Here is a 21,685-nt window from a genome sequence, read left to right as displayed (position 1 = left end):
CCGCCAGCGTTCGTCCTGAGCCAGGATCAAACTCTCCGAAGAAAATTTGTGACTCAATTTGTTGCTGACTTAAAAATTTAAAACGTTTGGTACGCTTTTGGTTTTGTTTAGTTTTCAAAGATCATTTGCGCCATCAGTGGTGACGGCTTATATAATTTAACATGGTCTTTATCGCTGTGTCAACAACCTTTTGAAATATTTTTTTCGTTCTTTCAAATTCAAATTGTTTCTTAGCGACGAAGAATAATATACCATCTATTCCAACCATGGTCAATAGAAATCATTTAATATTTTTATTAAAATGCTGATCAAATTTCCCGCTGATAATTTTATATAAATTGCTAAGGAGTTCTCTTTTTTCTAAAAGAGACCTTTTTTGAACGAACGTCAAATTTTCATCGATCAGTATGTTGCTGATAATGGATAATTCCTGCTCAACCAGCAGCTCCATTTCCTGTGCTTCTTTATCATTAAAAATGAATCCTTTTGACATATGATCCTCCTCTAAGATGCCTAAGTTTTATCATTATTGCACAAGCTGTATTTTTCTAATCATATTATTAACAGCTTGGCATACATATGAGACAAGAACATTGGGACGGGGTTGATGAGGGTGAACAATTTTTACGTATTACATGTTAAAAAGATCAAGCAACTTATCATTATTGTGATAGCTGCGCTTTTTACAGCCGGGATACTATATATAGAAAACGTCATGCAATTCCCTGTTTTTTCAACTGCAGATGGCCCTAAAGCCGTTTTCAGAGGTGAGGAAAAGGAGAATAAGGTTTCATTAACTTTTGATATCAGCTGGGGAGATGAGAAAGCAAAGCCCATTCTTGAAACATTGAAGCAAAACGGCATTACAAACGCAACCTTTTTCCTCTCTGCAGCATGGGCTGAGCGTCATCCGGAAATCGTGAAGCAAATTGTAAACGATGGACACCAGGTTGGAAGCATGGGATATGCTTATAAAAATTATACTTCTTTGGAGGCTGAGGACGTTCGCCGCGACATTCTAATGGCACAGGATGTGTTTAATGAACTCGGACTGAAGGATATTAAACTCCTCAGACCTCCAACAGGCAATTTCAATCAAGAAATTCTTACTATAGCTGAAAGATATGGCTATACGGTTGTCCACTACAGTGTTGACTCAGATGATTGGACGAATCCAGGAGTAAATGAAATTGTTAAGAACGTCAATGACAGTATCCAGGGCGGAGACATTATTCTGCTGCATGCTTCTGATTCCGCTAAGCAAACACAAAAAGCACTTCCCCAGATTGTTGATGGTCTGAAGCAAAAAGGATTACAGAATGTATCGGTTGCTGAATTAATCGCTAATGGAAATGCAAAAACAACTGAAGTTAAATAGAGATGATAAAAAAGCTAAGCTCACATGGGCTTAGCTTTTTGGGCTTTGAGAGTATTTCGTTAATAATAATAGCTGGTACGCATTGCAGATGAGAAGCGGAATGAGCATGAGATACAGCCAGTCTCCCTCATTTACGCGGAGAGCAGGGACCCACTCGACAGAAGTAACGACAATCATAAAGAACAAAGCCGGGATGAAAGCCCTTTTATTGGTTTGCTGCATTTTGATGTAAGCTACAGCCAGACCAAAAATAACAATGAATAATGCAAGCAGTATATATGACAGAATCGATTCGCCTTCTGCTGCGAACAGCTGATAGCGGAAATAAATCAAATCAAACACCACGAACAAAATCAGCACGATTTGAATGGCATTCCATAAAGCTGCTGTTTTGAATATGCCCAGACCAAAGCGATGGATCGTTAAGTACGCAAAAAAGCCCATTTGGCTAATAATACTGAAAATAAAACCAACACCAATCAGCCAAAATAAAATGGAGAGGATTTCAACAAGATCAAAAGAGATAAAAAATTTCTGATAATCTCCCCATCTTAACGCAAAGCCGACGATGCTTGTGCTGATGCCTCCGACAAGCAGAGTCGTCAAAAACAAACGAACCCAATTTCTACTGTTCAATGCAGTTTCCCCCAATATGTAATCTACTCATGAAATTTTACCAATGTCTTTCTGAAAAAGCTATTTTAATTCCCAGTATAAAAACCTCTAGATAATTCATATTAAAAATAAGCAACTTGATTATGAAAGGAGCTTTGCATACATGAATAAGCGAAGGTTGCTCTCATTATTATCGCTAATAGCCATATGTTCCTTCCTTGCAAGCTGTTCACCAAAGGATCAGCCTGCAGGACAACTTGATTATGAAGAAACAAAAAAGATGGTTGTTGATATACTAAAGACCGATGATGGAAAAAAAGCAATACAGGAAATTTTGAAAAATGATGACATGAAGCAAAATTTGATTATGGATCAAAAGGTTGTTTCAGATACCATTTCAAAAACACTGACATCTGAAAAAGGCGCGGAATTCTGGAAAAAAACCTTTGAAGATCCAAAGTTCAGTGAAAGCTTCGCCAAAAGCCTGCAGACAGAGCATGAAAAAGTCATTAAAGGATTAATGAAAGACCCTGAGTATCAAGAAATGCTTATTGGCGTTCTCGAGAATCCTGAAATGGAAAAACAAACGGTAAAAGTGCTTCAAAGCCAAGAATTCCGAAAACATCTTCAGCAAGTCATTACAGAAACGATTAATAGCCCGCTTTTCAAAACAAAGATGGAAGAAACCCTCCTTAAGGCTGCAGAAGAAATGAATCAGCAAGGCGGCAGCGGAGGAAGCTCAGGCGGCGGTGAAAGCGGCGGACAGCAATCAGAGCAAGGCGGACAAAATGAAACTGGGTCGGGCGGGTAATAATCCGCCATTAAATAAAAGAGAAAAGCGCCAATCACTTGGCGCTTTTCCTTTATACACTTACAGGCACAAGTTCTGTAACCTTTTTGGCAATCCCCAAGTAAATCTCACCTGTAGGGTGATCTTTCGCGTAAACAGATGGAGCAAAGTCTTCCTCGTTCCAGTCCGGCTGCTGCAGCGGAATATTTCCAAGGACCGGCACATCAAGTTCACGTGCAAGCTTTTCTCCTCCGCCTTTGCCAAATACATATTCTTTTTCTCCTGTGAGCTTGCTTTCAAAGTAAGACATATTTTCGACTACTCCGATTACTTCATGCTCTGTTCTAAGAGCCATAGCACCCGCTCTTGCCGCTACAAATGCAGCTGTCGGATGAGGAGTCGTCACGATGATTTCCTTACAAGACGGCAGCATGGCATGGACATCGAGCGCAACGTCTCCAGTACCAGGAGGCAGATCAAGCAGCAGGTAATCCAGGTCTCCCCATTCTACTTCCTGAAAGAAGTTGTTGAGCATTTTACCAAGCATAGGTCCTCTCCATATGACCGGAGCATTATCTTCAACGAAAAAGCCCATAGAGATAACTTGTACACCGAACCGCTCAACAGGGATGATTCTCTCTCCCCTTACAACCGGTCTTTTTGTAATTCCCATCATATCAGGCACACTGAATCCATAAATATCGGCATCAATCAAACCGACTTTCTTGCCTAAGCGAGCGAGTGCTACTGCTAAATTTACTGATACGGTAGACTTTCCAACTCCGCCTTTTCCGCTTGCAATTGCAATAAACGTCGGCTGCTTTCCGTTTGATAGCAATGAAGGATCTTCAGACTTTGTAGTTTGATATTTGGCGATGACTTCTTGAGGTAGCTCAGTGAAACGGAGACCCACTGTTGCAGCCCCTGTTTCTTTCAGTTTAGCAACGATTTCCTGCTGCAGCTGCATTTGTTCAGATGTACCTGTTTTTGCAATCGCCACTTTCATGCTAATATGATTTTTCTCTTCTTTTATGGAAACTTCTTCAATTGCATTTAATTCTTCTAATGTTCTATGTAAATAAGGTTCTTCTAAATTCCCGACAATTTTACGAGCTGTTTCCTCATTCAGCATGATAACCACCCTTTGTTGTATTCGTTTACATCAGTATAACATATATAGACAAAAAAGAGGTATCACACATTCCGGCCAGAGAATGAAGCAGAAAACAAAAAAACCCTTCACTCAGGAGGATTTTTTTCGTGTGTCATATATCTTAAGATGCCATTATAAATGGAAGCAGCCACTTTGTCCTGGTATTCTTCCATCCCAAGAAGCCTGGCCTCTTCCGGGTTAGATAAGAAACCTACTTCTACTAATGCACCTGGTTTATCAATGTGTTTCATTAAGTAGATTGTGTTCATTTGTTTTGCTTTTCTGTCTGTATTCTCTAAATTCCTTCTTAATTCATCTTGAATGAATTTTGCCACCTTTTCATTCTCTTTCATTTTAGAATGATAAAAAGTCTGGGCTCCGCTCCACTCATTAGAAGGAATGGCATTCAAGTGAATACTCAAATACAAGTCTGCTTCGGAATCATTAATCATGTGAAGTCTTTTTCTCAAATCCTGTCCTTTTCTCTTTGAATATCCTTTTGTATCCTTTTCAGCAAGATCTGTATCCGTTTCACGGGTCAGAAGGACTAATGCTCCCTGTTCTTGAAGGTAGTCTCTTATCTGCTTGGATATGGAAAGTGCGATATCTTTCTCAAGATGTTCTTTTCCTACGGCCCCTCCGTCTGGTCCTCCGTGGCCCGGGTCTATGTAAATCACTTTTCCCGTCAAAGGCAAATTCCACGATTTCCAGGAGCTGTCGTTACCAAATTGAAACTGAAATAATAGGAGTAATAAAATAAAACCAGCACCGAAGCCAAACCATCTTAGCTTTCTTCTCATTTTTTCCCCTCCTGCTCGTCCTTTAACACTATATGGCGAACCAGCAGGAAATATGATAAGTTATCCGATTATTAATGAAGACGAAGCTTCAGCCGTTTTTCTCCTTTTTCAAATCCCTCAGACCACCACAAATGAATTAAAAACTCACAAGCATAGTAAATCGATTCGTTTTTGAAATCATTTTCGCCAGGGTTTCCCCATATCAGCATGTAGTCAAACAGCTGGTCAACAAGCAGTTTTTCTTCCCGTCTCGATCTGTGATTCACAGTCTGCATGGTTTCTCCAAAAAAACCAAACCTGCTGTAGCTTGCACCAAGCAAATAGGCCTCTATGGAAAAATCAATGCAGCCATCCTCTATAGCTGAGTAGTCAAACTTACCGGAATGCATAAAAACACCAAAGCACTCGTAAGCTTTCGTTTTCAGCTGAGTTAACGTAAGGTCCTTAAGTATACTTCGTTCATAATTGATTTGCTTCTCTCTTCTTTTATCTGAAAGTGAAGTGATATTTTCCATCATGTAAATGCCCCCTCACTCTATTTTCCTACTGTGCATTTTTATCATACGCGGTAAAGTTTTCAAATCTCAGGTGGGAGAACAGCTGATTTTAGACAACAAAAAAACCACAACATAATGTTGTGGTTTTGAAAACGAATTAACGTTTTGAGAACTGAGGTGCACGACGAGCGCCTTTAAGACCGTATTTTTTACGTTCTTTCATACGAGAGTCACGAGTTAGAAGACCAGCGCGCTTTAAAGTGCCGCGGTATTCTGGGTCAGCTTCTAATAATGCACGAGAGATACCATGACGGATTGCGCCAGCTTGACCAGCAAATCCACCGCCGTTAACGCTAACTAAAACATCATAGCTTCCAGTTGTTTCAGTTAAGTTTAATGGTTGTTTAATATCTTCGATTAAAGCTGCGAATGGGATATAATCTTTTACTTCACGATCGTTGATAACAATACGGCCTTCGCCTGGAACCAGACGAACACGCGCTACTGAACTTTTACGACGGCCAGTACCGTAATATTGAACCTGTGCCAAATTAATAACCTCCTTAATAATTAACCGCGAAGTTCGTAAACTTCTGGTTGTTGTGCTTGATGTGGATGTTCGTTGCCAGCATATACATGTAATTTTTTGTACATTTGACGTCCTAATGAACCTTTAGGAAGCATTCCGCGAATTGCTAATTCAAGCATTTTCTCAGAGTAGTTTGTACGCATTTCAAGAGCTGTTCTTGATTTCAAACCGCCTGGGAATTGGCTGTGACGGTAGTAAATCTTGTCAGTCAATTTTTTACCAGTAAGTTCGATTTGTGCTGCATTGATGATGATCACATGATCACCAGTGTCTACATGTGGTGTGTAAGTTGGTTTGTGTTTTCCACGAAGTACAGATGCTACTTCGCTAGCAAGACGACCTAAAGTTTTGCCGGCCGCATCTACTACGAACCATTTACGTTCAACTTCAGTTGCTTTCGCCATATATGTTGTACGCATGTTTTTCCCTCCTAAATATCTTTCAGTTGTTAAAATTTAATCATTCTATTTCAAAACACAAATTAAACTCTTCCGGGGCTTTATTTGTGGGGTTGAAATACATACCATATGATATATTATAACGTTCAGGCAACATTGTCAAGAAAATGTTACACCTGGTTTAGTTGTCATAATAAACTTTCCACAAATATAATCCAGACCCCGGGGCAGTTTTGCCGCATAAGGAACGATCCCGCGCCTTAAGTATCTCCGGAATCTGATAAGGATCCGTTGCTCCGCGCCCTGCATTGATCAGAGTACCGACCAATATTCTTACCATGTTATAAAGAAATCCATCGCCTACAAACCGAAACGTAAGCATGTCATCTTCTTCATAAAATTCGATATCATATAATGTTCTTACCCGGTCTTCTTTATCCGTCTTCGCAGAACAGAAGCTCGTAAAGTCATGAGTTCCGATAAGAAATTTAATCGCTTCTCTCATTTTGACGTAATCAAGTTTATAAGGATAATGATAAGAATAATTTCGATTAAATACATTCCGGATCGCTGAACGGTTTATTTTATAGCGGTATTCTTTCGCACGGACATGATACCTTGCATGAAAGTCTTCGTTTACAAACGCAACGGATTGAATCGCAACGTCCTCAGCAAGCAGTGAATTTAATGCATTTGGCCAGCGGTCCTCAGGAATATAAATGTCCGTATCAAAATGCAGAACCTGTCCGACTGCGTGGACTCCTGCGTCCGTTCTTCCCGATGCGAATACTTTTACTTCTTTTCCTTTATGAAGCCTTTTAAGGCCCCTTTCAATCTCACCCTGGACGGTTCTAAGATTCGGCTGAATTTGAAAGCCGTTAAATCTTGTTCCATCATATCCGATTGTGCATTTTACCCTCATGATAAGCTCCTATGAACGCAATAGTAATAGAACAATGCCAACACCGACTAAAATGGCCAGAATAACCGTATCAAGGATTCCCCATTTCAGCTCTCGCAGCTTTGTTCTGCCCTCGCCGCCCTGATATCCACGTGCTTCCATAGCTGTAGCAAGTTCCTCAGCCCGTTTAAACGCACTTATAAACAACGGCACTAACAGCGGAATAATGGCACTGATCCTTTGTTTGACGGGTCCGCTTGTAAAATCAACGCCTCTTGCCATCTGCGCTTTCATGATTTTATCCGTTTCTTCCATAAGGGTAGGAATAAATCGGAGTGAGATCGACATCATTAATGCGAGTTCATGGACAGGCAGACCAATTTTTTTAAATGGATTCAGCAGACTTTCCATCCCGTCTGTTACTTCGATGGGAGTAGTCGTTAACGTAAGGATCGTTGTCAGCAGGATAAGAAACAAGAATCGCAGGGAAATGAAAATCCCCTGTCTGACTCCTTCTTCATGAATCGATAGAAAACCAAATTCAAACAGAAGAGGCCCTTCTTTCGTGACCAGAATGTGCAGGATAAAGGTAAATAAGATAATCCATATAATCGGCTTCAAGCCATTCAGCAAAAATCTAGGCGGAAGTTTGGTAGAAGCGACAATAAAGAGCGTAAAGCATCCGAGAATCGCGTAAGTCAGTGTATTGTTAGCAAAAAAGACAATAAAGACAAACAAAAAGATCATCGTAAGCTTCGAACGCGGATCCATCTTATGAATGAGAGAACTTCCAGGCACATATTTTCCAATGATCATACTGTTCATCATTTAGGGTCACCTTTTATCTCAGATGCAACCTGATGAACCAAATCATCAATAGAAAGTGAGATCCCTTTCAGTTCCTTGCCAAGCTTTTGTTCGATAATTGTTTGAAGTTTTACAGTTTCCGGAAGATCAAGTCCTGCAGAAATTAACGTTTCAGAATGGCTGAATACTTCTTCAGGAGTTCCCTTCATTTGAACAGTTCCTTTGTGCATGACGATGATTTCATCTGAGTAACGGGCAGCGTCTTCCATGCTGTGTGTGACAAGAATGGTCGTGAGAGCGCGATCTTGATGAAGGGTATAGAAAAGGTCCATGATCTCTTTTCTGCCGCTTGGATCAAGTCCTGCTGTCGGTTCATCGAGTACGAGCACCTTTGGCTCCATGGCCAGCACACCTGCAATGGCGACACGTCTCATTTGTCCGCCGCTTAAATCAAATGGCGACTTTTGAAGAACTTCTGCAGGAAGACCTACTCTTCTCAATGCCTCTCCTGCCTTCACTTTCGCCTCTTCAGGCGGCACGCCGAAGTTCAAAGGGCCAAACATGATATCTCGTTCCACCGTTTCCTCAAACAGCTGATGCTCAGGAAACTGAAAGACAATCGCAACCGATTGGCGGATTGATTTCAGATTCTTGTTTTTCTTGGAAGCTTCAATTTTGCGTTCCCCGATAGAGACCGATCCCTTTGTCGGCTTCAGCAGGCCATTTAGATGCTGCAAAATGGTAGATTTCCCTGATCCCGTATGTCCGATAATCGAAACAAACGAACGATCTTTAATCGTCAAATTGATGTCGTATAAGGCAAGACGTTCAAAAGGGGAATGAACTTGGTACCTGTGCTCTAACTCTTTGAATGTAATGTCCATAGTTCATTCACCAGGCTTTCTTCATCTAAATGGTTGCGTGTCAGGTTAACTCCTGCTTCTCTCAGCTTCATGCTCACTCTGTATGGAAAAGGGAGATCAAGACCAATTTCAACTAGCTTCTGATCAAGCTTGAAGATTGTCTCAGGTGTACCTTCGGCGAACTTTTCCCCGCCATTCATGACAATAATCCTGTCAGCCTTCGAAGCTTCTTCCAGATCATGTGTAATCGATATGACAGTAACGATCCCCTGATCTTTTAGTTCCCTTACTGTTTCCATGACTTCTTTTCTTCCCTGGGGATCAAGCATGGAGGTTGCTTCATCTAAGATGATAATTTGAGGCTGGACAGCTATGACACCTGCAATGGCAACACGCTGCTTTTGTCCTCCTGACAGATGGTGCGGCTCTTGATCGAGAAATGCTTCCATCTTCACTTTATGTGTAGCCCACTCCACGCGCTTTTTCATGACTTCCCGCGGCACTCCGTGATTTTCTAAACCAAAAGCCACATCATCCTTTACGGTTGTACCGACAAATTGATTATCAGGATTTTGAAAAACCATGCCAATCTGTTTCCGTATCTCCCAAACTGAATCTTCATTAAGAGTGATGCCGTTTACGATTACGTTACCGTGCTGAGGCAGTATCAAACCATTCAGTACCCTTGCAAGTGTCGACTTGCCTGAGCCGTTATGACCGACAACCGCAAGCCACTCTCCCTTGTTTAAACTTAAGGAGACGGAATTCAATGCGGGTCTGGCGTCCTCTTCGTGATAACGGAATGTCACGTCATTCACATGAATGATCGGCTGTTCCATTGCTGCCTCCCTCACCTGTGTTTTTGTGTGCTTCATGATAAATGGCACAAGAATAAAACACCGGACTCTTCTATTCTCTCTCTGATCACACTTAGAGTGACCCCTCTTTCTATGAAAAGAATAGAGGGGCTTTAAGTGTATAAAAAAAGGGCATAGATCCAGTTTCTAAAAACTGACCCGCCCTTGGAGTAACTAAATATAATTAAACTAATTCGATAATGACCATTGGTGCTCCGTCGCCGCGGCGAGGTCCAAGTTTCATTATGCGAGTGTATCCACCTTGACGCTCTGTATAACGTGGTGCGATATCACCGAATAGTTTTTGAAGTGCATTTTGCGTGCCTTCTTCGTTTGCTACCTCGTTACGGATGTAAGCAGCAGCTTGGCGGCGGGCATGAAGATCCCCACGTTTACCTAAAGTAATCATTTTTTCTACAGTTGAACGTAATTCTTTCGCACGAGCCTCAGTAGTTTCAATGCGCTCGCTGATAATTAAATCTGTAGTTAGATCACGAAGTAACGCTTTACGTTGAGCACTTGTACGTCCTAATTTTCTGTAAGGCATTATGTGTTCCCTCCTTCGTTTAATACTGTATGTTAATTTTAGAAACACGCGAAAACGCTAGTTAACTTGTTAACTAGTCGTCAGTCGTCTTTACGAAGACCTAAGCCAAGTTCTTCTAGTTTCGCTTTAACTTCTTCCAAAGATTTACGACCTAAGTTACGAACTTTCATCATGTCTTCTTCTGTTTTATGAGCAAGCTCCTGTACAGTGTTGATGCCTGCACGTTTTAAACAGTTATAAGAACGAACTGACAAATCCAATTCTTCGATCGTCATTTCTAAAACTTTTTCTTTTTGGTCCTCTTCCTTTTCCACCATAATCTCAGCGTTTTGAGCTTCATCAGTAAGCCCTACGAAGATATTAAGATGTTCAGTCAGAATCTTTGCACCAAGTGCAATCGCTTCTTTTGGACCTGTGCTTCCGTCTGTCCACACATCAAAAGTAAGTTTATCATAGTTCGACACTTGACCTACACGTGTATTTTCAACTTGATAAGACACGCGTGATACAGGTGTGAAAATTGAATCGATTGGGATAACGCCAATTGGCTGATCTTCTCTTTTGTTTGCATCAGCCGGAGTATATCCGCGTCCACGCTTCGCAGTCAATCTCATACGGAAATGTGCACCCTTCGCTAATGTAGCAATATGAAGGTCCGGATTTAGAATTTCAACATCACTGTCGTGAGTAATATCTGCAGCCGTTACAACTCCTTCATCCTGTACGTCAATCTCAAGCGTTTTTTCTTCCTCAGAATAAATCTTAAGAGCAAGCTTTTTAATGTTTAAGATGATTGTTGTAACATCTTCAACAACGCCTTCGATTGTAGAGAATTCATGGAGTACACTATCTATCTGGATTGATGTTACAGCGGCACCAGGGAGTGAAGATAAGAGAATACGACGTAAGGAGTTACCCAAAGTAGTACCATATCCACGCTCGAGTGGTTCGACGACGAATTTACCGTACTTGGCATCGTCGCTGATTTCAACCGTTTCGATTTTTGGTTTTTCAATTTCTATCATCTATAAACCCTCCTTCAAAACGTCGAAACCCCGGCTAGACAAAAGCAAGCTTTTAGGTGTGTCTAACCGAAATTCCCCATTATAAAGTCCCGAATGTGCACAACAACAAATAGTTATTTCTGCGAGAACTTTTTACTGTATCATAACCCATTATTGACAGGGATACAAAATCTATACAGAAAATTTATACACGACGACGTTTTGGCGGACGGCATCCGTTATGTGGAACCGGAGTAACGTCTCTGATAGCTGTTACTTCTAGACCAGCAGCTTGAAGTGCACGGATTGCAGCTTCACGGCCTGCGCCTGGTCCTTTAACAGTTACTTCAAGAGTTTTCATACCGTGTTCGATTGATCCTTTAGCTGCAGCTTCAGCAGCCATTTGTGCAGCAAAGGGAGTGGATTTACGTGATCCTCTGAATCCCAGTGAACCTGCACTTGACCAAGAAAGAGCGTTACCATGTACGTCTGTAATAGTAACAATCGTGTTGTTAAATGTTGAACGAATATGAGCGATACCTGCCTCAATATTCTTTTTTACGCGACGCTTACGAGTGTTCGTTTTACGAGCCATTGTGGGTTAACCTCCTTTACCTTATTTTTTCTTGTTCGCAACCGTACGACGAGGTCCTTTACGAGTACGAGCGTTATTTTTGGTATTTTGACCACGAACAGGTAAACTGCGACGATGACGCAAACCGCGGAAACTGCCGATCTCAATCAGACGTTTGATGTTTAAAGAAACTTCACGACGAAGGTCTCCTTCAACTTTCAGCTTGTCTACGATATCACGAATTTTACCTAATTCTTCTTCTGTTAAGTCACGCACACGAGTATCTTCAGAAACACCAGCCTCAGCTAGTACTTTTTCAGCAGTTGGACGACCAATACCGAAAACGTATGTTAATGAAATAACTACGCGTTTGTCACGAGGAATATCTACACCAGCAATACGAGCCATTTAAAGCTGCACCTCCTTTAGTTTTAGCCTTGTTTTTGTTTATGTTTTGGATTTTCACAAATTACCATTACTTTGCCTTTTCTGCGAATAACTTTGCATTTTTCACAGATTGGTTTAACCGATGGTCTTACCTTCATGATTTCTCTTACCTCCTTAGTTGCGGAGTGTTTTATTTAAAACGGTACGTAATTCTGCCACGAGATAGATCATATGGTGATAATTCTACCGTAACTTTGTCTCCAGGTAAAATACGAATAAAATGCATGCGGATTTTTCCAGATACATGCGCTAAAACCGTATGACCGTTCTCAAGCTCAACTTTGAACATTGCATTAGGCAATGTCTCTTGTACAGTACCCTCTACTTCAATTACATCGTCTTTCGCCATTCACTTTTCTCCCTTCTTCAAATCAGCAACTTGCTCATTGACAAACTTTGTTAAGGCAAACCGAAGTTTCCCGTTTGTCACACGACCTGTTTCATATATACTGTTCTGAACTTCCGGAGATACGCAATCAATAAATTCTAGATGATTAACATTCTTCTTTTTCGGGGAGTGAAACAATCGATTCTCTCCATCAGCTATTAAAACGAATCGTTCATCGAGAATATTGATCACAACAGCATATTGTCCAGCTTCTCTGCCTTCAGTAATATAGACAAACTGACCTATGCGCGGACTCGATTCGGCTTCGTTCAAACAATATCACCTTCGGATCAGGCTTTAGTTAAAATTTCAAAGCCAGTTTCAGTAATAGCAATTGTATGTTCAAAATGAGCACACATTTTGCGGTCTTGCGTAACAACTGTCCAGTTGTCAGAAAGAGTTCTTACGTAACGGCTGCCGGCATTAACCATTGGCTCAATTGCCAAGACCATGCCTGGTTTTAACCTCGGACCTTTGTTTGGCGGACCATAATGCGGAATCTGCGGATCTTCATGTAAATCCTGTCCAACGCCGTGTCCAACATATTCCCGAACGACCGAGAATTGATGCTGTTCAACATACGTCTGAATAGCGTGTGATATATTGGATAGTCTCTCGCCAGGCTTTGCTTCAGCTAGGCCTTTGTACAAGGATTCCTCTGTTACTTCAAGAAGTCTTTCGGATTCCAGAGAGATTTTTCCAACAGGATATGTCCAAGCAGAGTCACCATGATAGCCATTATACTTAGCACCGATATCAATGCTGATAATGTCTCCTTCACGCAATACTCGATCTCCAGGTATTCCGTGAACGAGCTCCTCATTCACTGAAGCACAAATGCTCCCGCGAAAACCATTATAACCTTTAAAAGAAGGAATTGCATTGCTTCCGCGTATAAACTTTTCGGCAATTACATCCAGTTCTTTTGTAGTAATTCCAGGCTGTATATGTTTTTGGAGTTCCTGGTGGGTCAATGCGACAATGCGACCAGCTTCACGCATGATTTCAATTTCACGTGGAGTCTTACAAATGATCATTCACCTAATCCTCCAAGCAGTTCATTAACGTCAACGAAAACCTGCTTAATGTCCTGTTGTCCATTAATATTACGCAAATATCCTTTTTCTTCATAGAAATTCAGCAAAGGTTGTGTCTGTTTGAGATTCACTTCAAGTCTGTTTGCAACAGTCTCTTCGTTATCATCTTCTCGTTGGTAAAGTTCTCCGCCACATTTGTCGCAGATTCCTTCAGCCGCAGGAGGGTTGAAAACGAGATGATACGTTGATCCGCATTTTTTACAAATACGGCGACCAGTAAGACGCTCCATAAGGATGTCTTTATCAACCTCGATGTTAATAACGTAATCAATTTTTCTATTAAGATCTGACAGAATTTCTTCTAAAGCTTCAGCTTGAGCAACTGTGCGCGGGAATCCATCTAAGAGGAAACCTTTTTCACAATCATTCTTGCCCAATCTCTCACGGACGATACCAATTGTTACTTCATCAGGAACAAGTGCACCTTGATCCATGAAGGATTTTGCTTTAAGACCTAATTCAGTTTCTCCTTTAATAGCAGCTCTGAACATATCCCCTGTTGAGATATGAGGGATTTCATATTTTTCAACGATTCGTTCTGCCTGTGTGCCTTTACCGGCTCCTGGCAGACCCATAAGAACTAAATTCAAGAATATTACCCCCCTCAGTCTCTATTTAGAAGGAAAGGGACCCAAGTCCCGTAACCTTACTGTTTAATAAATCCTTTATAATGACGCTTAACAAGCTGACTTTCAAGTTGTTTCATCGTTTCAAGAGCAACCCCTACTACGATCAACAAGCTCGTTCCGCCAATCTGTGCAGAAGCTGGCAAGTTAGCGAACTTAATAAAGAATACAGGAAGAACTGAGATAGCTGCTAAGAAAAGAGAACCAACAAACGTCAGTCTGTATAAAATTTTTGTCAAATATTCTTGCGTATTTTTACCCGGGCGAATGCCTGGGATATATCCGCCTTGCTTTTTCAGATTCTCTGACATTTGTTCCGGATTAACCTGAACGAATGCATAGAAATAAGTGAAAGCAACGATTAGTGCAACGTAGACTACCATACCGATTGGCTGTGTATAGTCAAACGTTTTTTGAATCCAGTTTGTAACATCATTGGATCCAAAGAATGATGCAATCGTTGGCGGTGTAATAATGAACGAAACCGCAAAGATGACAGGGATTACGCCAGCCGGGTTCACTTTAAGCGGAAGGTGAGTAGACTGACCTTTCGCCGGTGCACGACCTGCTGAGTTCTTCGCATATTGAATAGGAATCTTGCGAAGAGCCTGCTGAATGAAGATAACTCCAACTATAATTGCGATTATCGCTAATACTATCAGCCCAACTTTTACAATATTCAAGAAAAGCTGATCTCCAGCGTCCTGGAATTGTTGTGCATAGATTTGGTTAAGAGTTGTAGGGATTCCTGCTGCAATCCCTGCAAAGATGATAATGGAAATACCATTGCCAACACCCTTAGAGGTAATTTGCTCCCCTAACCACATTAAAAAAGCAGTACCTGCTGTTAAGACAACTGCAATTAAAAGGTACGTTGCAATACCTGGGTTTTCAATTAATAATCCCCCAGCGAGATTATTAAAACCGTAAGACATACCCAACGCTTGGATGAAACCTAGTACAATCGTAAAATATCTAGTGAATTGTGCTAGTTTACGACGGCCAACTTCACCTTGCTTTGACCACTCAGTAAATTTCGGCACAACATCCATCTGCAAAAGCTGCACGATAATGGATGCTGTAATGTACGGCATAATTCCCATCGCAAGGATCGAGAAGTTATACAGTGCACCACCGCCGAACGTGTTAAGAATTCCGAAAACATTCATTTCATCCTGAGCCTTTAAAACGTCAGCGTTGACGCCAGGCACAGGGATGAAAGTTCCAATACGAAATATAATTAACATTAAAAGGGTGAACAAGATTTTATTGCGGATATCACCCACGCGCATAAAATTGGAGATTGTCTTAAACATTAAATCACCTCTACTGTACCGCCAGCAGCTTCAATAGCTTCTTTAGCAGATGCAGAGAATTTGTTAGCTTTTACAGTAAGCTTTTTCTCAAGCTTGCCGTTGCCAAGTACTTTCACGCCTGATCTTACTTTGCTGATCATGCCAGCTTCAAGTAAAAGTTCAGTTGTTACTTCAGTACCGTCTTCAAAAAGATTTAATTTGTCTAAGCTCACGATCGCGAAATCTTTACGGTTGATGTTCGTAAATCCGCGTTTAGGAAGACGTCGGAATAAAGGAGTTTGACCACCCTCGAATCCAGGGCGAACACCGCCGCCAGAACGAGCGTTTTGTCCTTTATGACCTTTACCAGACGTTTTACCGTTACCAGAACCTGTACCACGGCCAACACGGTTACGTGTTTTGCGTGACCCTTCTGCTGGTTTTAATTCATGAAGTTTCATCGGGACACCTCCTTGATATTAGAAGATCTATATTATTGTTCTTTAACTGTAAGCAAATGAGATACTTTGTTGATCATGCCGCGAACAGCTGCATTGTCATCAAGTACAACTGTTTGGTGCATTTTTTTAAGACCTAGTGTTTTAACAGTAATACGTTGGTCTTCTGGGCGACCAATCACACTGCGAGTGAGGGTAATCGCTAATTTGTTTGCCATCATGTTTCCCTCCTTATCCTAACAATTCTTCAACCGACTTGCCACGTAGCTTCGCAACTTCATCAGCGCGTTTAAGTTCTGTTAATCCAGAAATTGTAGCACGGATCATGTTAATTGGAGTGTTAGAACCTAGTGATTTTGACAAGATGTCACTAACTCCTGCTAATTCTAGTACTGCACGAACAGGACCACCAGCGATAACACCAGTACCTTCAGATGCAGGTTTTAAAAGGATGTTTCCAGCACCGAATCTACCGATGACTTGGTGAGGAATAGTAGTACCAACCATAGGTACTTCAACAAGGTTTTTCTTAGCGTCTTCGATCGCTTTGCGAATCGCTTCTGGCACTTCTTGTGCTTTACCAGTACCGAAACCTACATGACCGTTTTTGTCGCCGACAACAACTAATGCAGCAAAGCGGAAACGACGTCCACCTTTTACTACTTTAGCTACACGGTTTACAGTAACAACGCGTTCTTCAAGCTCTAATTTGTTTGGTTCAATACGACCCATTCTCTGTGTCCCTCCTTTTTTTATTAAAATTCTAATCCAGCTTCGCGAGCAGCTTCAGCCAAAGCTTTTACACGGCCATGGTATAAGTAACCCCCGCGGTCAAATACAACAGATTTAACACCTTTTTCAATCGCACGCTTAGCAACTAATTCGCCAACTTTTTGAGCTGCATCGATATTAGCTTTTGCGTCAAGATTAAGATCTTTATCTAAAGTAGAAGCACTTGCAATTGTAACTGATTGAAGATCGTCAATTACTTGAGCATAGATGTGCTGATTAGAACGAAATACGTTTAAACGAGGACGAGCAGTTGTTCCAGATAATTTCGCGCGAACACGGCCGTGTCTTTTCTTACGCACAACGTTTTTATCAAGTTTCGTAATCATCTAGGTCACTCCTTTCTTATCATCTAGGCGATATTACTTCGCTGTTTTACCTTCTTTACGACGTACATATTCACCTTCGTAGCGGATACCTTTGCCTTTATAAGGCTCCGGCGGACGAATAGCACGGATGTTTGAAGCGATAGCTCCAACACGCTCTTTATCAGTACCTCTTACGATAATTTTCGTATTTGACGGCACTTCAATTTCGATTCCTTGTTCAGGAACGATTTCTACAGGATGTGAGTATCCAACAGCTAGTACTAGCTTGTTGCCAGATTTAGTAGCACGGTAACCGACACCTACTAATTCAAGACCTTTTTCAAATCCTTTAGAAACGCCCTCAACCATGTTGCCTAAAAGGCTGCGAGTTGTACCGTGAAGAGCACGATGTTCTTTTTGATCAGAAGGACGTGTCACAGTAAGTACGTTATCTTCAACTTTAACGTTGATATCAGAGTTAAAAGTACGAGTTAATTCACCTTTAGGTCCTTTAACAGTTACAGTGCTTTCATTGATAGTAACTGTTACACCTGCAGGGATTTCAAGTGGTTTTTTACCAATACGAGACATTCATGTACACCTCCATTCTATTTCAGGTTCTTACCAAACGTATGCTAGAACTTCTCCGCCAGCTTGCTTCGCACGAGCTTCTTTGTCAGTTAAGACACCTTGAGAAGTAGATACGATTGCAATTCCTAAACCGTTAAGTACGCGTGGTACTTCGTTAGCTTTAGCGTATACGCGTAATCCTGGTTTACTGATACGTTTCAAACCAGTGATAACACGCTCGTTGTTTGATCCGTATTTCAAGAAAATACGAATGATACCTTGTTTGTTATCTTCTACATATTCAACATCACGAACGAAACCTTCACGCTTAAGAATTTCAGCGATCTCTTTTTTCGCTTTAGATGCAGGAATTTCTAATTTTTCATGACGAACCATATTCGCGTTACGAATACGAGTAAGCATATCTGCAATTGGATCTGTCATTACCATATCAAAATTACCTCCTTCCCGATTATGGGGTATTACCAGCTAGCTTTTTTAACGCCTGGAATTTGACCTTTATATGCGAGTTCACGGAAACAAATACGGCAAAGTTTAAATTTACGCAGAACTGAATGTGGACGACCACAGCGTTCGCAGCGAGTGTACTCTTGTACTTTAAACTTTTGAGTGCGTTTTTGTTTCGCAATCATTGACTTTTTAGCCACGTTTTCGCCTCCCTATTTCGATTATTTTTGGAATGGCATACCGAACTGAGTTAATAACTCACGAGATTCTTCGTCAGTGTTAGCAGTTGTAACGATGACGATGTCCATACCACGAACTTTTGATACTTTATCATAATCAATTTCAGGGAAGATTAATTGTTCTTTAACACCTAGTGTGTAGTTGCCGCGTCCGTCAAAAGACTTTTTAGAGATACCGCGGAAGTCACGTACACGTGGTAATGATACAGAAACTAATTTATCTAGGAATTCATACATGCGCTCGCCGCGAAGAGTTACTTTCGCACCGATAGGCATACCTTCACGCAGACGGAATCCTGCAATTGATTTTTTAGCTTTAGTGATAACCGGCTTTTGACCTGAGATAGTTGTTAACTCTTCAACAGCTGTATCAAGAGCTTTAGAGTTAGATACTGCGTCACCAACACCCATGTTGATTACGATCTTCTCAAGCTTTGGAACTTGCATCACTGATTTATAGTTGAACTTGCTCATTAAAGCAGGTGTAATTTCTTTTTGATACTTTTCTTTAAGGCGGTTCATGCGAGGACCTCCCTTCCTTATTTACTATTTATCTAAAGTTTCACCAGATTTTGTTGCAACACGTACCTTTTTGCCATCAACCACTTTGAATCCAACACGAGTTGGTTCACCAGATTTAGGATCTAGTGGCATAACATTTGATACATGGATAGGTGCCTCTTGGCTGATGATGCCGCCTTGAGGATTTGATTGAGAAGGTTTTGAATGCTTCTTCATAATGTTGATGCCTTCAACAAGTACTCGGTCTTTCTTAGGAAAAGCAGCAAGAACTGTGCCTTGTTTACCTTTATCTTTACCTGAGATAACCATTACCTTATCACCTTTTTTTACATGCATCCTAGTCGCACCTCCTTAGTAAGGCTGTCTATTTTCGATTTATAATACTTCTGGAGCAAGAGAAACAATTTTCATAAAGTTATTTTCACGCAATTCACGTGCAACTGGTCCAAAGATACGAGTTCCGCGAGGGCTCTTGTCATCTTTAATGATTACACATGCATTTTCGTCGAAGCGGATATATGTTCCGTCTTGACGGCGAGCACCACTTTTTGTGCGAACAATTACTGCTTTAACAACGTCACCTTTTTTAACAACGCCTCCTGGTGTTGCTTGTTTGACCGTGCAAACAATTACATCACCAATACTAGCAGTTTTACGTCCAGATCCGCCAAGAACTTTAATAGTAAGTACTTCACGAGCACCGGAATTGTCAGCAACTTTTAAACGGGATTCTTGTTGAATCATTTACGTTACCTCCCTTCGGAAAAATAATCCGAACAATATTAGATAATAACAGCTTCTTCAACAATTTCAACTAGACGGAAACGTTTAGTAGCTGATAAAGGGCGAGTTTCCATGATTTTCACTACATCGCCAACTTTAGCTTGGTTGTTCTCATCATGAGCTTTGAACTTTTTGGAGTATTTTACACGCTTGCCGTAAAGCGAATGCTTTTTATAAGTTTCGACAAGAACAGTGATCGTTTTATCCATTTTATCAGAAACTACACGTCCAGTGTAGACTTTGCGCTGGTTGTTGCGTTCACTCATTCTGCAACCTCCTCTCAGGATTATCGATTATTAGCAGCGATCTCTCTTTCAGTGATCACAGTTTTCATACGAGCGATCGATTTACGTACTTCACGAATGCGAGCAGTGTTTTCAAGTTGACCTGTCGCTAATTGGAAACGAAGGTTAAACAACTCTTCTTTTAGTGATTTTACTTTTTGTTCAATTTCAGCAGTGGTAAGATCACGAATATCATTAGCTCTCATTTGATTCACCACCAATTTCCTCGCGTTTAACGAATTTTGTTTTGATTGGTAATTTGTGAGATGCAAGACGCAATGCTTCGCGTGCTACTTCTTCAGAAACACCAGCAATCTCAAACAAAACTTTTCCAGGTTTAACGACTGCTACCCAGCCTTCTGGAGCCCCTTTACCGGATCCCATACGTACCTCTAGAGGTTTTGCCGTATATGGCTTAGAAGGGAAAATTTTGATCCAGACTTTACCGCCACGTTTCATGTAACGAGTCATCGCAATACGAGCTGCCTCGATTTGACGATTTGTAATCCATGAAGCTTCTAGAGCTTGAATACCGAACTCACCGAAGTGAACTTCTGTACCGCCTTTAGCACGACCGCGCATTTTTCCACGGTGTTCTCTGCGATACTTAACGCGTTTTGGCAACAACATAATTATTTTCCTCCTTCCTCTTTTTTCTTCTTAGTAGGAAGAACCTCTCCACGATAGATCCAAACTTTAACGCCTAATTTACCATAAGTAGTGTCAGCTTCAGCTGTACCATAGTCAATATCAGCACGAAGTGTGTGAAGTGGAACAGTTCCTTCACTGTAATGTTCAGAACGAGCGATATCAGCACCGCCAAGACGACCAGATACCATTGTTTTGATTCCTTTTGCACCAGCGCGCATAGCACGTTGAATTGTTTGCTTTTGAGCACGACGGAAAGAAATACGGTTTTCTAATTGACGAGCGATGTTTTCAGCTACTAATTTAGCATCTAAATCAGCTCTTTTAATTTCAAGAATGTTGATGTGTACACGCTTGCCAGTTAATTCGTTAAGAGCTTTACGAAGTGCTTCAACTTCAGTACCGCCTTTACCGATTACCATACCTGGCTTAGCAGTGTGGATCGTAATGTTTACACGATTAGCAGCACGCTCGATTTCAATCTTAGAAACAGAAGCATCGCTTAAACGTTGGTTGATATATTCACGAACTTTAATGTCTTCGTGTAAAAGATTAGCATAATCTTTACCAGCGAACCATTTAGATTCCCAATCACGAATGACACCAATGCGAAGACCGACTGGATTTACCTTTTGACCCACGGATTATCCCTCCTTCTTTTCTGATACAACGATTGTAATGTGGCTTGTGCGTTTGTTGATTGCACTAGCACGACCCATTGCGCGTGGACGGAAACGTTTTAGAGTTGGACCTTCGCCTACATAAGCTTCAGTTACAACCAGGTTGTTAATGTCCATTTCATAGTTGTGCTCTGCATTTGCCACAGCAGATTTTAGAACTTTTTCAATAATTGGAGAAGCAGTTTTCGGTGTGTGACGAAGAATCGCTACCGCTTCACCTATTTGCTTTCCTCGGATAAGATCAATTACTAAACGAGCTTTACGAGGAGCAATACGTACTGTTCTTGCAACGGCTTTAGCTTGCATTTAA

Annotated in this window: 37 protein-coding genes and 1 pseudogene; 2 read left to right on the top strand and 36 right to left on the bottom strand. The window is 41.1% G+C overall.

Annotated features, from left to right (window positions below; all coding sequences use genetic code 11):
* Positions 1 to 280: 280 nt before the first annotated feature.
* On the bottom strand, positions 281 to 493 hold the full coding sequence (locus E2R53_RS22060) for a hypothetical protein (protein ID WP_133313817.1): 213 nt from the start codon (positions 491 to 493) through the stop codon (positions 281 to 283).
* Between the two features lie 120 nt (positions 494 to 613).
* Between E2R53_RS22060 and pdaB the strand changes: the two genes are divergently transcribed.
* Positions 614 to 1,378, top strand: coding sequence for a polysaccharide deacetylase family sporulation protein PdaB (gene pdaB / locus E2R53_RS22055; protein WP_133313816.1), 765 nt, complete (start codon positions 614 to 616; stop codon positions 1,376 to 1,378).
* Positions 1,379 to 1,408: 30 nt separating this feature from the next.
* Here pdaB and E2R53_RS22050 read toward each other — a convergent pair whose 3' ends face one another.
* Complete coding sequence (locus E2R53_RS22050; RefSeq protein WP_133313815.1) at positions 1,409 to 2,014, bottom strand: KinB-signaling pathway activation protein; 606 nt, start codon at positions 2,012 to 2,014, stop codon at positions 1,409 to 1,411.
* A 142-nt stretch (positions 2,015 to 2,156) separates the two neighbouring features.
* Between E2R53_RS22050 and gerD the strand changes: the two genes are divergently transcribed.
* A complete protein-coding gene (gene gerD / locus E2R53_RS22045) occupies positions 2,157 to 2,804 on the top strand; it encodes a spore germination lipoprotein GerD (protein WP_133313814.1) in 648 nt (215 codons plus the stop codon).
* Between the two features lie 52 nt (positions 2,805 to 2,856).
* Here gerD and E2R53_RS22040 read toward each other — a convergent pair whose 3' ends face one another.
* The 34 genes and pseudogenes from E2R53_RS22040 to rplV form a co-directional block, all read right to left on the bottom strand.
* Positions 2,857 to 3,915, bottom strand: a complete 1,059-nt coding sequence (locus tag E2R53_RS22040) for a P-loop NTPase (protein WP_133313813.1) — start codon at positions 3,913 to 3,915, stop codon at positions 2,857 to 2,859.
* 107 nt (positions 3,916 to 4,022) lie between these two features.
* Positions 4,023 to 4,736 (bottom strand): N-acetylmuramoyl-L-alanine amidase CwlD, encoded by a 714-nt coding sequence (gene cwlD / locus E2R53_RS22035; RefSeq protein WP_133313812.1) that lies wholly within the window; start codon positions 4,734 to 4,736, stop codon positions 4,023 to 4,025.
* Positions 4,737 to 4,807: 71 nt separating this feature from the next.
* Positions 4,808 to 5,254 (bottom strand): DUF2521 family protein, encoded by a 447-nt coding sequence (locus E2R53_RS22030; protein ID WP_309194732.1) that lies wholly within the window; start codon positions 5,252 to 5,254, stop codon positions 4,808 to 4,810.
* Between the two features lie 136 nt (positions 5,255 to 5,390).
* Entirely contained in the window at positions 5,391 to 5,783 is a 393-nt protein-coding gene (gene rpsI, locus E2R53_RS22025; protein ID WP_133313811.1) for a 30S ribosomal protein S9, read from the bottom strand.
* A gap of 20 nt (positions 5,784 to 5,803) precedes the next feature.
* Positions 5,804 to 6,241: a 50S ribosomal protein L13 gene (gene rplM / locus E2R53_RS22020; RefSeq protein WP_070875209.1), complete on the bottom strand. Its 438-nt coding sequence runs from the start codon at positions 6,239 to 6,241 to the stop codon at positions 5,804 to 5,806.
* Between the two features lie 160 nt (positions 6,242 to 6,401).
* A complete protein-coding gene (gene truA / locus E2R53_RS22015) occupies positions 6,402 to 7,145 on the bottom strand; it encodes a tRNA pseudouridine(38-40) synthase TruA (RefSeq protein ID WP_133313810.1) in 744 nt (247 codons plus the stop codon).
* Between the two features lie 6 nt (positions 7,146 to 7,151).
* Positions 7,152 to 7,949 carry an energy-coupling factor transporter transmembrane component T family protein gene (locus E2R53_RS22010; protein ID WP_133313809.1) on the bottom strand — a complete coding sequence of 266 codons (798 nt, stop codon included), beginning with the start codon at positions 7,947 to 7,949 and terminating at the stop codon, positions 7,152 to 7,154.
* On the bottom strand, positions 7,946 to 8,812 hold the full coding sequence (locus E2R53_RS22005; protein WP_133313808.1) for an energy-coupling factor ABC transporter ATP-binding protein: 867 nt from the start codon (positions 8,810 to 8,812) through the stop codon (positions 7,946 to 7,948). The genes E2R53_RS22010 and E2R53_RS22005 overlap by 4 nt, the downstream gene beginning before the upstream one ends.
* On the bottom strand, positions 8,788 to 9,630 hold the full coding sequence (locus tag E2R53_RS22000) for an energy-coupling factor ABC transporter ATP-binding protein (protein WP_133313807.1): 843 nt from the start codon (positions 9,628 to 9,630) through the stop codon (positions 8,788 to 8,790). Before E2R53_RS22000 ends, E2R53_RS22005 begins: the two co-directional genes overlap by 25 nt.
* A 202-nt stretch (positions 9,631 to 9,832) precedes the next feature.
* Positions 9,833 to 10,195, bottom strand: a complete 363-nt coding sequence (rplQ, locus tag E2R53_RS21995) for a 50S ribosomal protein L17 (protein ID WP_070875214.1) — start codon at positions 10,193 to 10,195, stop codon at positions 9,833 to 9,835.
* A gap of 80 nt (positions 10,196 to 10,275) precedes the next feature.
* Positions 10,276 to 11,220 carry a DNA-directed RNA polymerase subunit alpha gene (locus tag E2R53_RS21990; RefSeq protein WP_070875215.1) on the bottom strand — a complete coding sequence of 315 codons (945 nt, stop codon included), beginning with the start codon at positions 11,218 to 11,220 and terminating at the stop codon, positions 10,276 to 10,278.
* 184 nt (positions 11,221 to 11,404) lie between these two features.
* Complete coding sequence (gene rpsK, locus E2R53_RS21985; protein WP_029282777.1) at positions 11,405 to 11,794, bottom strand: 30S ribosomal protein S11; 390 nt, start codon at positions 11,792 to 11,794, stop codon at positions 11,405 to 11,407.
* 21 nt (positions 11,795 to 11,815) lie between these two features.
* A complete protein-coding gene (gene rpsM, locus E2R53_RS21980; protein ID WP_070875216.1) occupies positions 11,816 to 12,181 on the bottom strand; it encodes a 30S ribosomal protein S13 in 366 nt (121 codons plus the stop codon).
* A gap of 23 nt (positions 12,182 to 12,204) precedes the next feature.
* Positions 12,205 to 12,318 carry a 50S ribosomal protein L36 gene (rpmJ, locus tag E2R53_RS21975; protein ID WP_003156543.1) on the bottom strand — a complete coding sequence of 38 codons (114 nt, stop codon included), beginning with the start codon at positions 12,316 to 12,318 and terminating at the stop codon, positions 12,205 to 12,207.
* A gap of 32 nt (positions 12,319 to 12,350) precedes the next feature.
* Entirely contained in the window at positions 12,351 to 12,569 is a 219-nt protein-coding gene (gene infA / locus E2R53_RS21970; RefSeq protein ID WP_070875217.1) for a translation initiation factor IF-1, read from the bottom strand.
* Positions 12,547 to 12,881: pseudogene (locus E2R53_RS21965) on the bottom strand (KOW motif-containing protein). The gene infA and the pseudogene E2R53_RS21965 overlap by 23 nt, the downstream one beginning before the upstream one ends.
* Before the next feature lie 17 nt (positions 12,882 to 12,898).
* Positions 12,899 to 13,645, bottom strand: a complete 747-nt coding sequence (map, locus tag E2R53_RS21960) for a type I methionyl aminopeptidase (RefSeq protein ID WP_133313805.1) — start codon at positions 13,643 to 13,645, stop codon at positions 12,899 to 12,901.
* Positions 13,642 to 14,295, bottom strand: a complete 654-nt coding sequence (locus tag E2R53_RS21955; protein ID WP_070875219.1) for an adenylate kinase — start codon at positions 14,293 to 14,295, stop codon at positions 13,642 to 13,644. Before E2R53_RS21955 ends, map begins: the two co-directional genes overlap by 4 nt.
* A 56-nt stretch (positions 14,296 to 14,351) precedes the next feature.
* Positions 14,352 to 15,647, bottom strand: a complete 1,296-nt coding sequence (gene secY / locus E2R53_RS21950) for a preprotein translocase subunit SecY (protein WP_133313804.1) — start codon at positions 15,645 to 15,647, stop codon at positions 14,352 to 14,354.
* A complete protein-coding gene (gene rplO / locus E2R53_RS21945; RefSeq protein ID WP_070875221.1) occupies positions 15,647 to 16,087 on the bottom strand; it encodes a 50S ribosomal protein L15 in 441 nt (146 codons plus the stop codon). Before rplO ends, secY begins: the two co-directional genes overlap by 1 nt.
* A 32-nt stretch (positions 16,088 to 16,119) precedes the next feature.
* Entirely contained in the window at positions 16,120 to 16,302 is a 183-nt protein-coding gene (rpmD, locus tag E2R53_RS21940) for a 50S ribosomal protein L30 (protein WP_133313819.1), read from the bottom strand.
* A 13-nt stretch (positions 16,303 to 16,315) separates the two neighbouring features.
* The gene (rpsE, locus tag E2R53_RS21935) at positions 16,316 to 16,816 is read right to left on the bottom strand and encodes a 30S ribosomal protein S5 (protein ID WP_029282798.1); all 501 of its coding nucleotides are present in this window, start codon (positions 16,814 to 16,816) and stop codon (positions 16,316 to 16,318) included.
* A gap of 23 nt (positions 16,817 to 16,839) precedes the next feature.
* On the bottom strand, positions 16,840 to 17,202 hold the full coding sequence (gene rplR, locus E2R53_RS21930) for a 50S ribosomal protein L18 (RefSeq protein WP_070875222.1): 363 nt from the start codon (positions 17,200 to 17,202) through the stop codon (positions 16,840 to 16,842).
* A 33-nt stretch (positions 17,203 to 17,235) separates the two neighbouring features.
* Positions 17,236 to 17,772 carry a 50S ribosomal protein L6 gene (gene rplF, locus E2R53_RS21925; RefSeq protein ID WP_133313803.1) on the bottom strand — a complete coding sequence of 179 codons (537 nt, stop codon included), beginning with the start codon at positions 17,770 to 17,772 and terminating at the stop codon, positions 17,236 to 17,238.
* Positions 17,773 to 17,802: 30 nt separating this feature from the next.
* A complete protein-coding gene (gene rpsH, locus E2R53_RS21920) occupies positions 17,803 to 18,201 on the bottom strand; it encodes a 30S ribosomal protein S8 (RefSeq protein ID WP_029282804.1) in 399 nt (132 codons plus the stop codon).
* 32 nt (positions 18,202 to 18,233) lie between these two features.
* Positions 18,234 to 18,419, bottom strand: coding sequence for a 30S ribosomal protein S14 (gene rpsN / locus E2R53_RS21915; protein WP_010285078.1), 186 nt, complete (start codon positions 18,417 to 18,419; stop codon positions 18,234 to 18,236).
* A 21-nt stretch (positions 18,420 to 18,440) separates the two neighbouring features.
* Entirely contained in the window at positions 18,441 to 18,980 is a 540-nt protein-coding gene (gene rplE / locus E2R53_RS21910) for a 50S ribosomal protein L5 (RefSeq protein ID WP_029282808.1), read from the bottom strand.
* A 24-nt stretch (positions 18,981 to 19,004) separates the two neighbouring features.
* Positions 19,005 to 19,316, bottom strand: coding sequence for a 50S ribosomal protein L24 (gene rplX, locus E2R53_RS21905; RefSeq protein WP_070875224.1), 312 nt, complete (start codon positions 19,314 to 19,316; stop codon positions 19,005 to 19,007).
* Between the two features lie 39 nt (positions 19,317 to 19,355).
* Positions 19,356 to 19,724, bottom strand: a complete 369-nt coding sequence (gene rplN / locus E2R53_RS21900) for a 50S ribosomal protein L14 (protein ID WP_070875225.1) — start codon at positions 19,722 to 19,724, stop codon at positions 19,356 to 19,358.
* 38 nt (positions 19,725 to 19,762) lie between these two features.
* Positions 19,763 to 20,029, bottom strand: a complete 267-nt coding sequence (gene rpsQ, locus E2R53_RS21895; RefSeq protein ID WP_070875226.1) for a 30S ribosomal protein S17 — start codon at positions 20,027 to 20,029, stop codon at positions 19,763 to 19,765.
* 20 nt (positions 20,030 to 20,049) lie between these two features.
* A complete protein-coding gene (rpmC, locus tag E2R53_RS21890) occupies positions 20,050 to 20,253 on the bottom strand; it encodes a 50S ribosomal protein L29 (RefSeq protein WP_070875227.1) in 204 nt (67 codons plus the stop codon).
* A complete protein-coding gene (rplP, locus tag E2R53_RS21885; protein WP_070875228.1) occupies positions 20,243 to 20,677 on the bottom strand; it encodes a 50S ribosomal protein L16 in 435 nt (144 codons plus the stop codon). The genes rpmC and rplP overlap by 11 nt, the downstream gene beginning before the upstream one ends.
* 2 nt (positions 20,678 to 20,679) lie before the next feature.
* Positions 20,680 to 21,336 (bottom strand): 30S ribosomal protein S3, encoded by a 657-nt coding sequence (gene rpsC / locus E2R53_RS21880; RefSeq protein ID WP_133313802.1) that lies wholly within the window; start codon positions 21,334 to 21,336, stop codon positions 20,680 to 20,682.
* 3 nt (positions 21,337 to 21,339) lie between these two features.
* Positions 21,340 to 21,681 (bottom strand): 50S ribosomal protein L22, encoded by a 342-nt coding sequence (rplV, locus tag E2R53_RS21875; RefSeq protein ID WP_029282822.1) that lies wholly within the window; start codon positions 21,679 to 21,681, stop codon positions 21,340 to 21,342.
* Positions 21,682 to 21,685 lie beyond the last annotated feature (4 nt).

It is taken from the genome of Peribacillus frigoritolerans, from assembly GCF_004358755.1.
Taxonomy (GTDB): domain Bacteria; phylum Bacillota; class Bacilli; order Bacillales; family Bacillaceae; genus Bacillus_P.
This window is presented reverse-complemented; position numbering and strand designations above follow the sequence as displayed.

Coding starts and splice junctions, on each gene's coding strand:
- E2R53_RS22060 (WP_133313817.1), bottom strand. CDS start 493: ATGTCAAAAGGATTCATTTTTAATGATAAAGAAGCACAGGAAATGGAG.
- gerD (WP_133313814.1), top strand. CDS start 2,157: ATGAATAAGCGAAGGTTGCTCTCATTATTATCGCTAATAGCCATATGT.
- E2R53_RS22040 (WP_133313813.1), bottom strand. CDS start 3,915: ATGCTGAATGAGGAAACAGCTCGTAAAATTGTCGGGAATTTAGAAGAA.
- cwlD (WP_133313812.1), bottom strand. CDS start 4,736: ATGAGAAGAAAGCTAAGATGGTTTGGCTTCGGTGCTGGTTTTATTTTA.
- E2R53_RS22030 (WP_309194732.1), bottom strand. CDS start 5,254: ATGATGGAAAATATCACTTCACTTTCAGATAAAAGAAGAGAGAAGCAA.
- rplM (WP_070875209.1), bottom strand. CDS start 6,241: ATGCGTACAACATATATGGCGAAAGCAACTGAAGTTGAACGTAAATGG.
- E2R53_RS22010 (WP_133313809.1), bottom strand. CDS start 7,949: ATGATGAACAGTATGATCATTGGAAAATATGTGCCTGGAAGTTCTCTC.
- E2R53_RS22005 (WP_133313808.1), bottom strand. CDS start 8,812: ATGGACATTACATTCAAAGAGTTAGAGCACAGGTACCAAGTTCATTCC.
- E2R53_RS22000 (WP_133313807.1), bottom strand. CDS start 9,630: ATGGAACAGCCGATCATTCATGTGAATGACGTGACATTCCGTTATCAC.
- rplQ (WP_070875214.1), bottom strand. CDS start 10,195: ATGCCTTACAGAAAATTAGGACGTACAAGTGCTCAACGTAAAGCGTTA.
- E2R53_RS21990 (WP_070875215.1), bottom strand. CDS start 11,220: ATGATAGAAATTGAAAAACCAAAAATCGAAACGGTTGAAATCAGCGAC.
- rpsK (WP_029282777.1), bottom strand. CDS start 11,794: ATGGCTCGTAAAACGAACACTCGTAAGCGTCGCGTAAAAAAGAATATT.
- rpsM (WP_070875216.1), bottom strand. CDS start 12,181: ATGGCTCGTATTGCTGGTGTAGATATTCCTCGTGACAAACGCGTAGTT.
- rpmJ (WP_003156543.1), bottom strand. CDS start 12,318: ATGAAGGTAAGACCATCGGTTAAACCAATCTGTGAAAAATGCAAAGTT.
- infA (WP_070875217.1), bottom strand. CDS start 12,569: ATGGCGAAAGACGATGTAATTGAAGTAGAGGGTACTGTACAAGAGACA.
- map (WP_133313805.1), bottom strand. CDS start 13,645: ATGATCATTTGTAAGACTCCACGTGAAATTGAAATCATGCGTGAAGCT.
- secY (WP_133313804.1), bottom strand. CDS start 15,647: ATGTTTAAGACAATCTCCAATTTTATGCGCGTGGGTGATATCCGCAAT.
- rplO (WP_070875221.1), bottom strand. CDS start 16,087: ATGAAACTTCATGAATTAAAACCAGCAGAAGGGTCACGCAAAACACGT.
- rpmD (WP_133313819.1), bottom strand. CDS start 16,302: ATGGCAAACAAATTAGCGATTACCCTCACTCGCAGTGTGATTGGTCGC.
- rpsE (WP_029282798.1), bottom strand. CDS start 16,816: ATGGGTCGTATTGAACCAAACAAATTAGAGCTTGAAGAACGCGTTGTT.
- rplR (WP_070875222.1), bottom strand. CDS start 17,202: ATGATTACGAAACTTGATAAAAACGTTGTGCGTAAGAAAAGACACGGC.
- rplF (WP_133313803.1), bottom strand. CDS start 17,772: ATGTCTCGTATTGGTAAAAAACCACTTGAAATCCCTGCAGGTGTAACA.
- rpsH (WP_029282804.1), bottom strand. CDS start 18,201: ATGGTAATGACAGATCCAATTGCAGATATGCTTACTCGTATTCGTAAC.
- rplE (WP_029282808.1), bottom strand. CDS start 18,980: ATGAACCGCCTTAAAGAAAAGTATCAAAAAGAAATTACACCTGCTTTA.
- rplX (WP_070875224.1), bottom strand. CDS start 19,316: ATGCATGTAAAAAAAGGTGATAAGGTAATGGTTATCTCAGGTAAAGAT.
- rplN (WP_070875225.1), bottom strand. CDS start 19,724: ATGATTCAACAAGAATCCCGTTTAAAAGTTGCTGACAATTCCGGTGCT.
- rpsQ (WP_070875226.1), bottom strand. CDS start 20,029: ATGAGTGAACGCAACAACCAGCGCAAAGTCTACACTGGACGTGTAGTT.
- rpmC (WP_070875227.1), bottom strand. CDS start 20,253: ATGAGAGCTAATGATATTCGTGATCTTACCACTGCTGAAATTGAACAA.
- rplP (WP_070875228.1), bottom strand. CDS start 20,677: ATGTTGTTGCCAAAACGCGTTAAGTATCGCAGAGAACACCGTGGAAAA.
- rplV (WP_029282822.1), bottom strand. CDS start 21,681: ATGCAAGCTAAAGCCGTTGCAAGAACAGTACGTATTGCTCCTCGTAAA.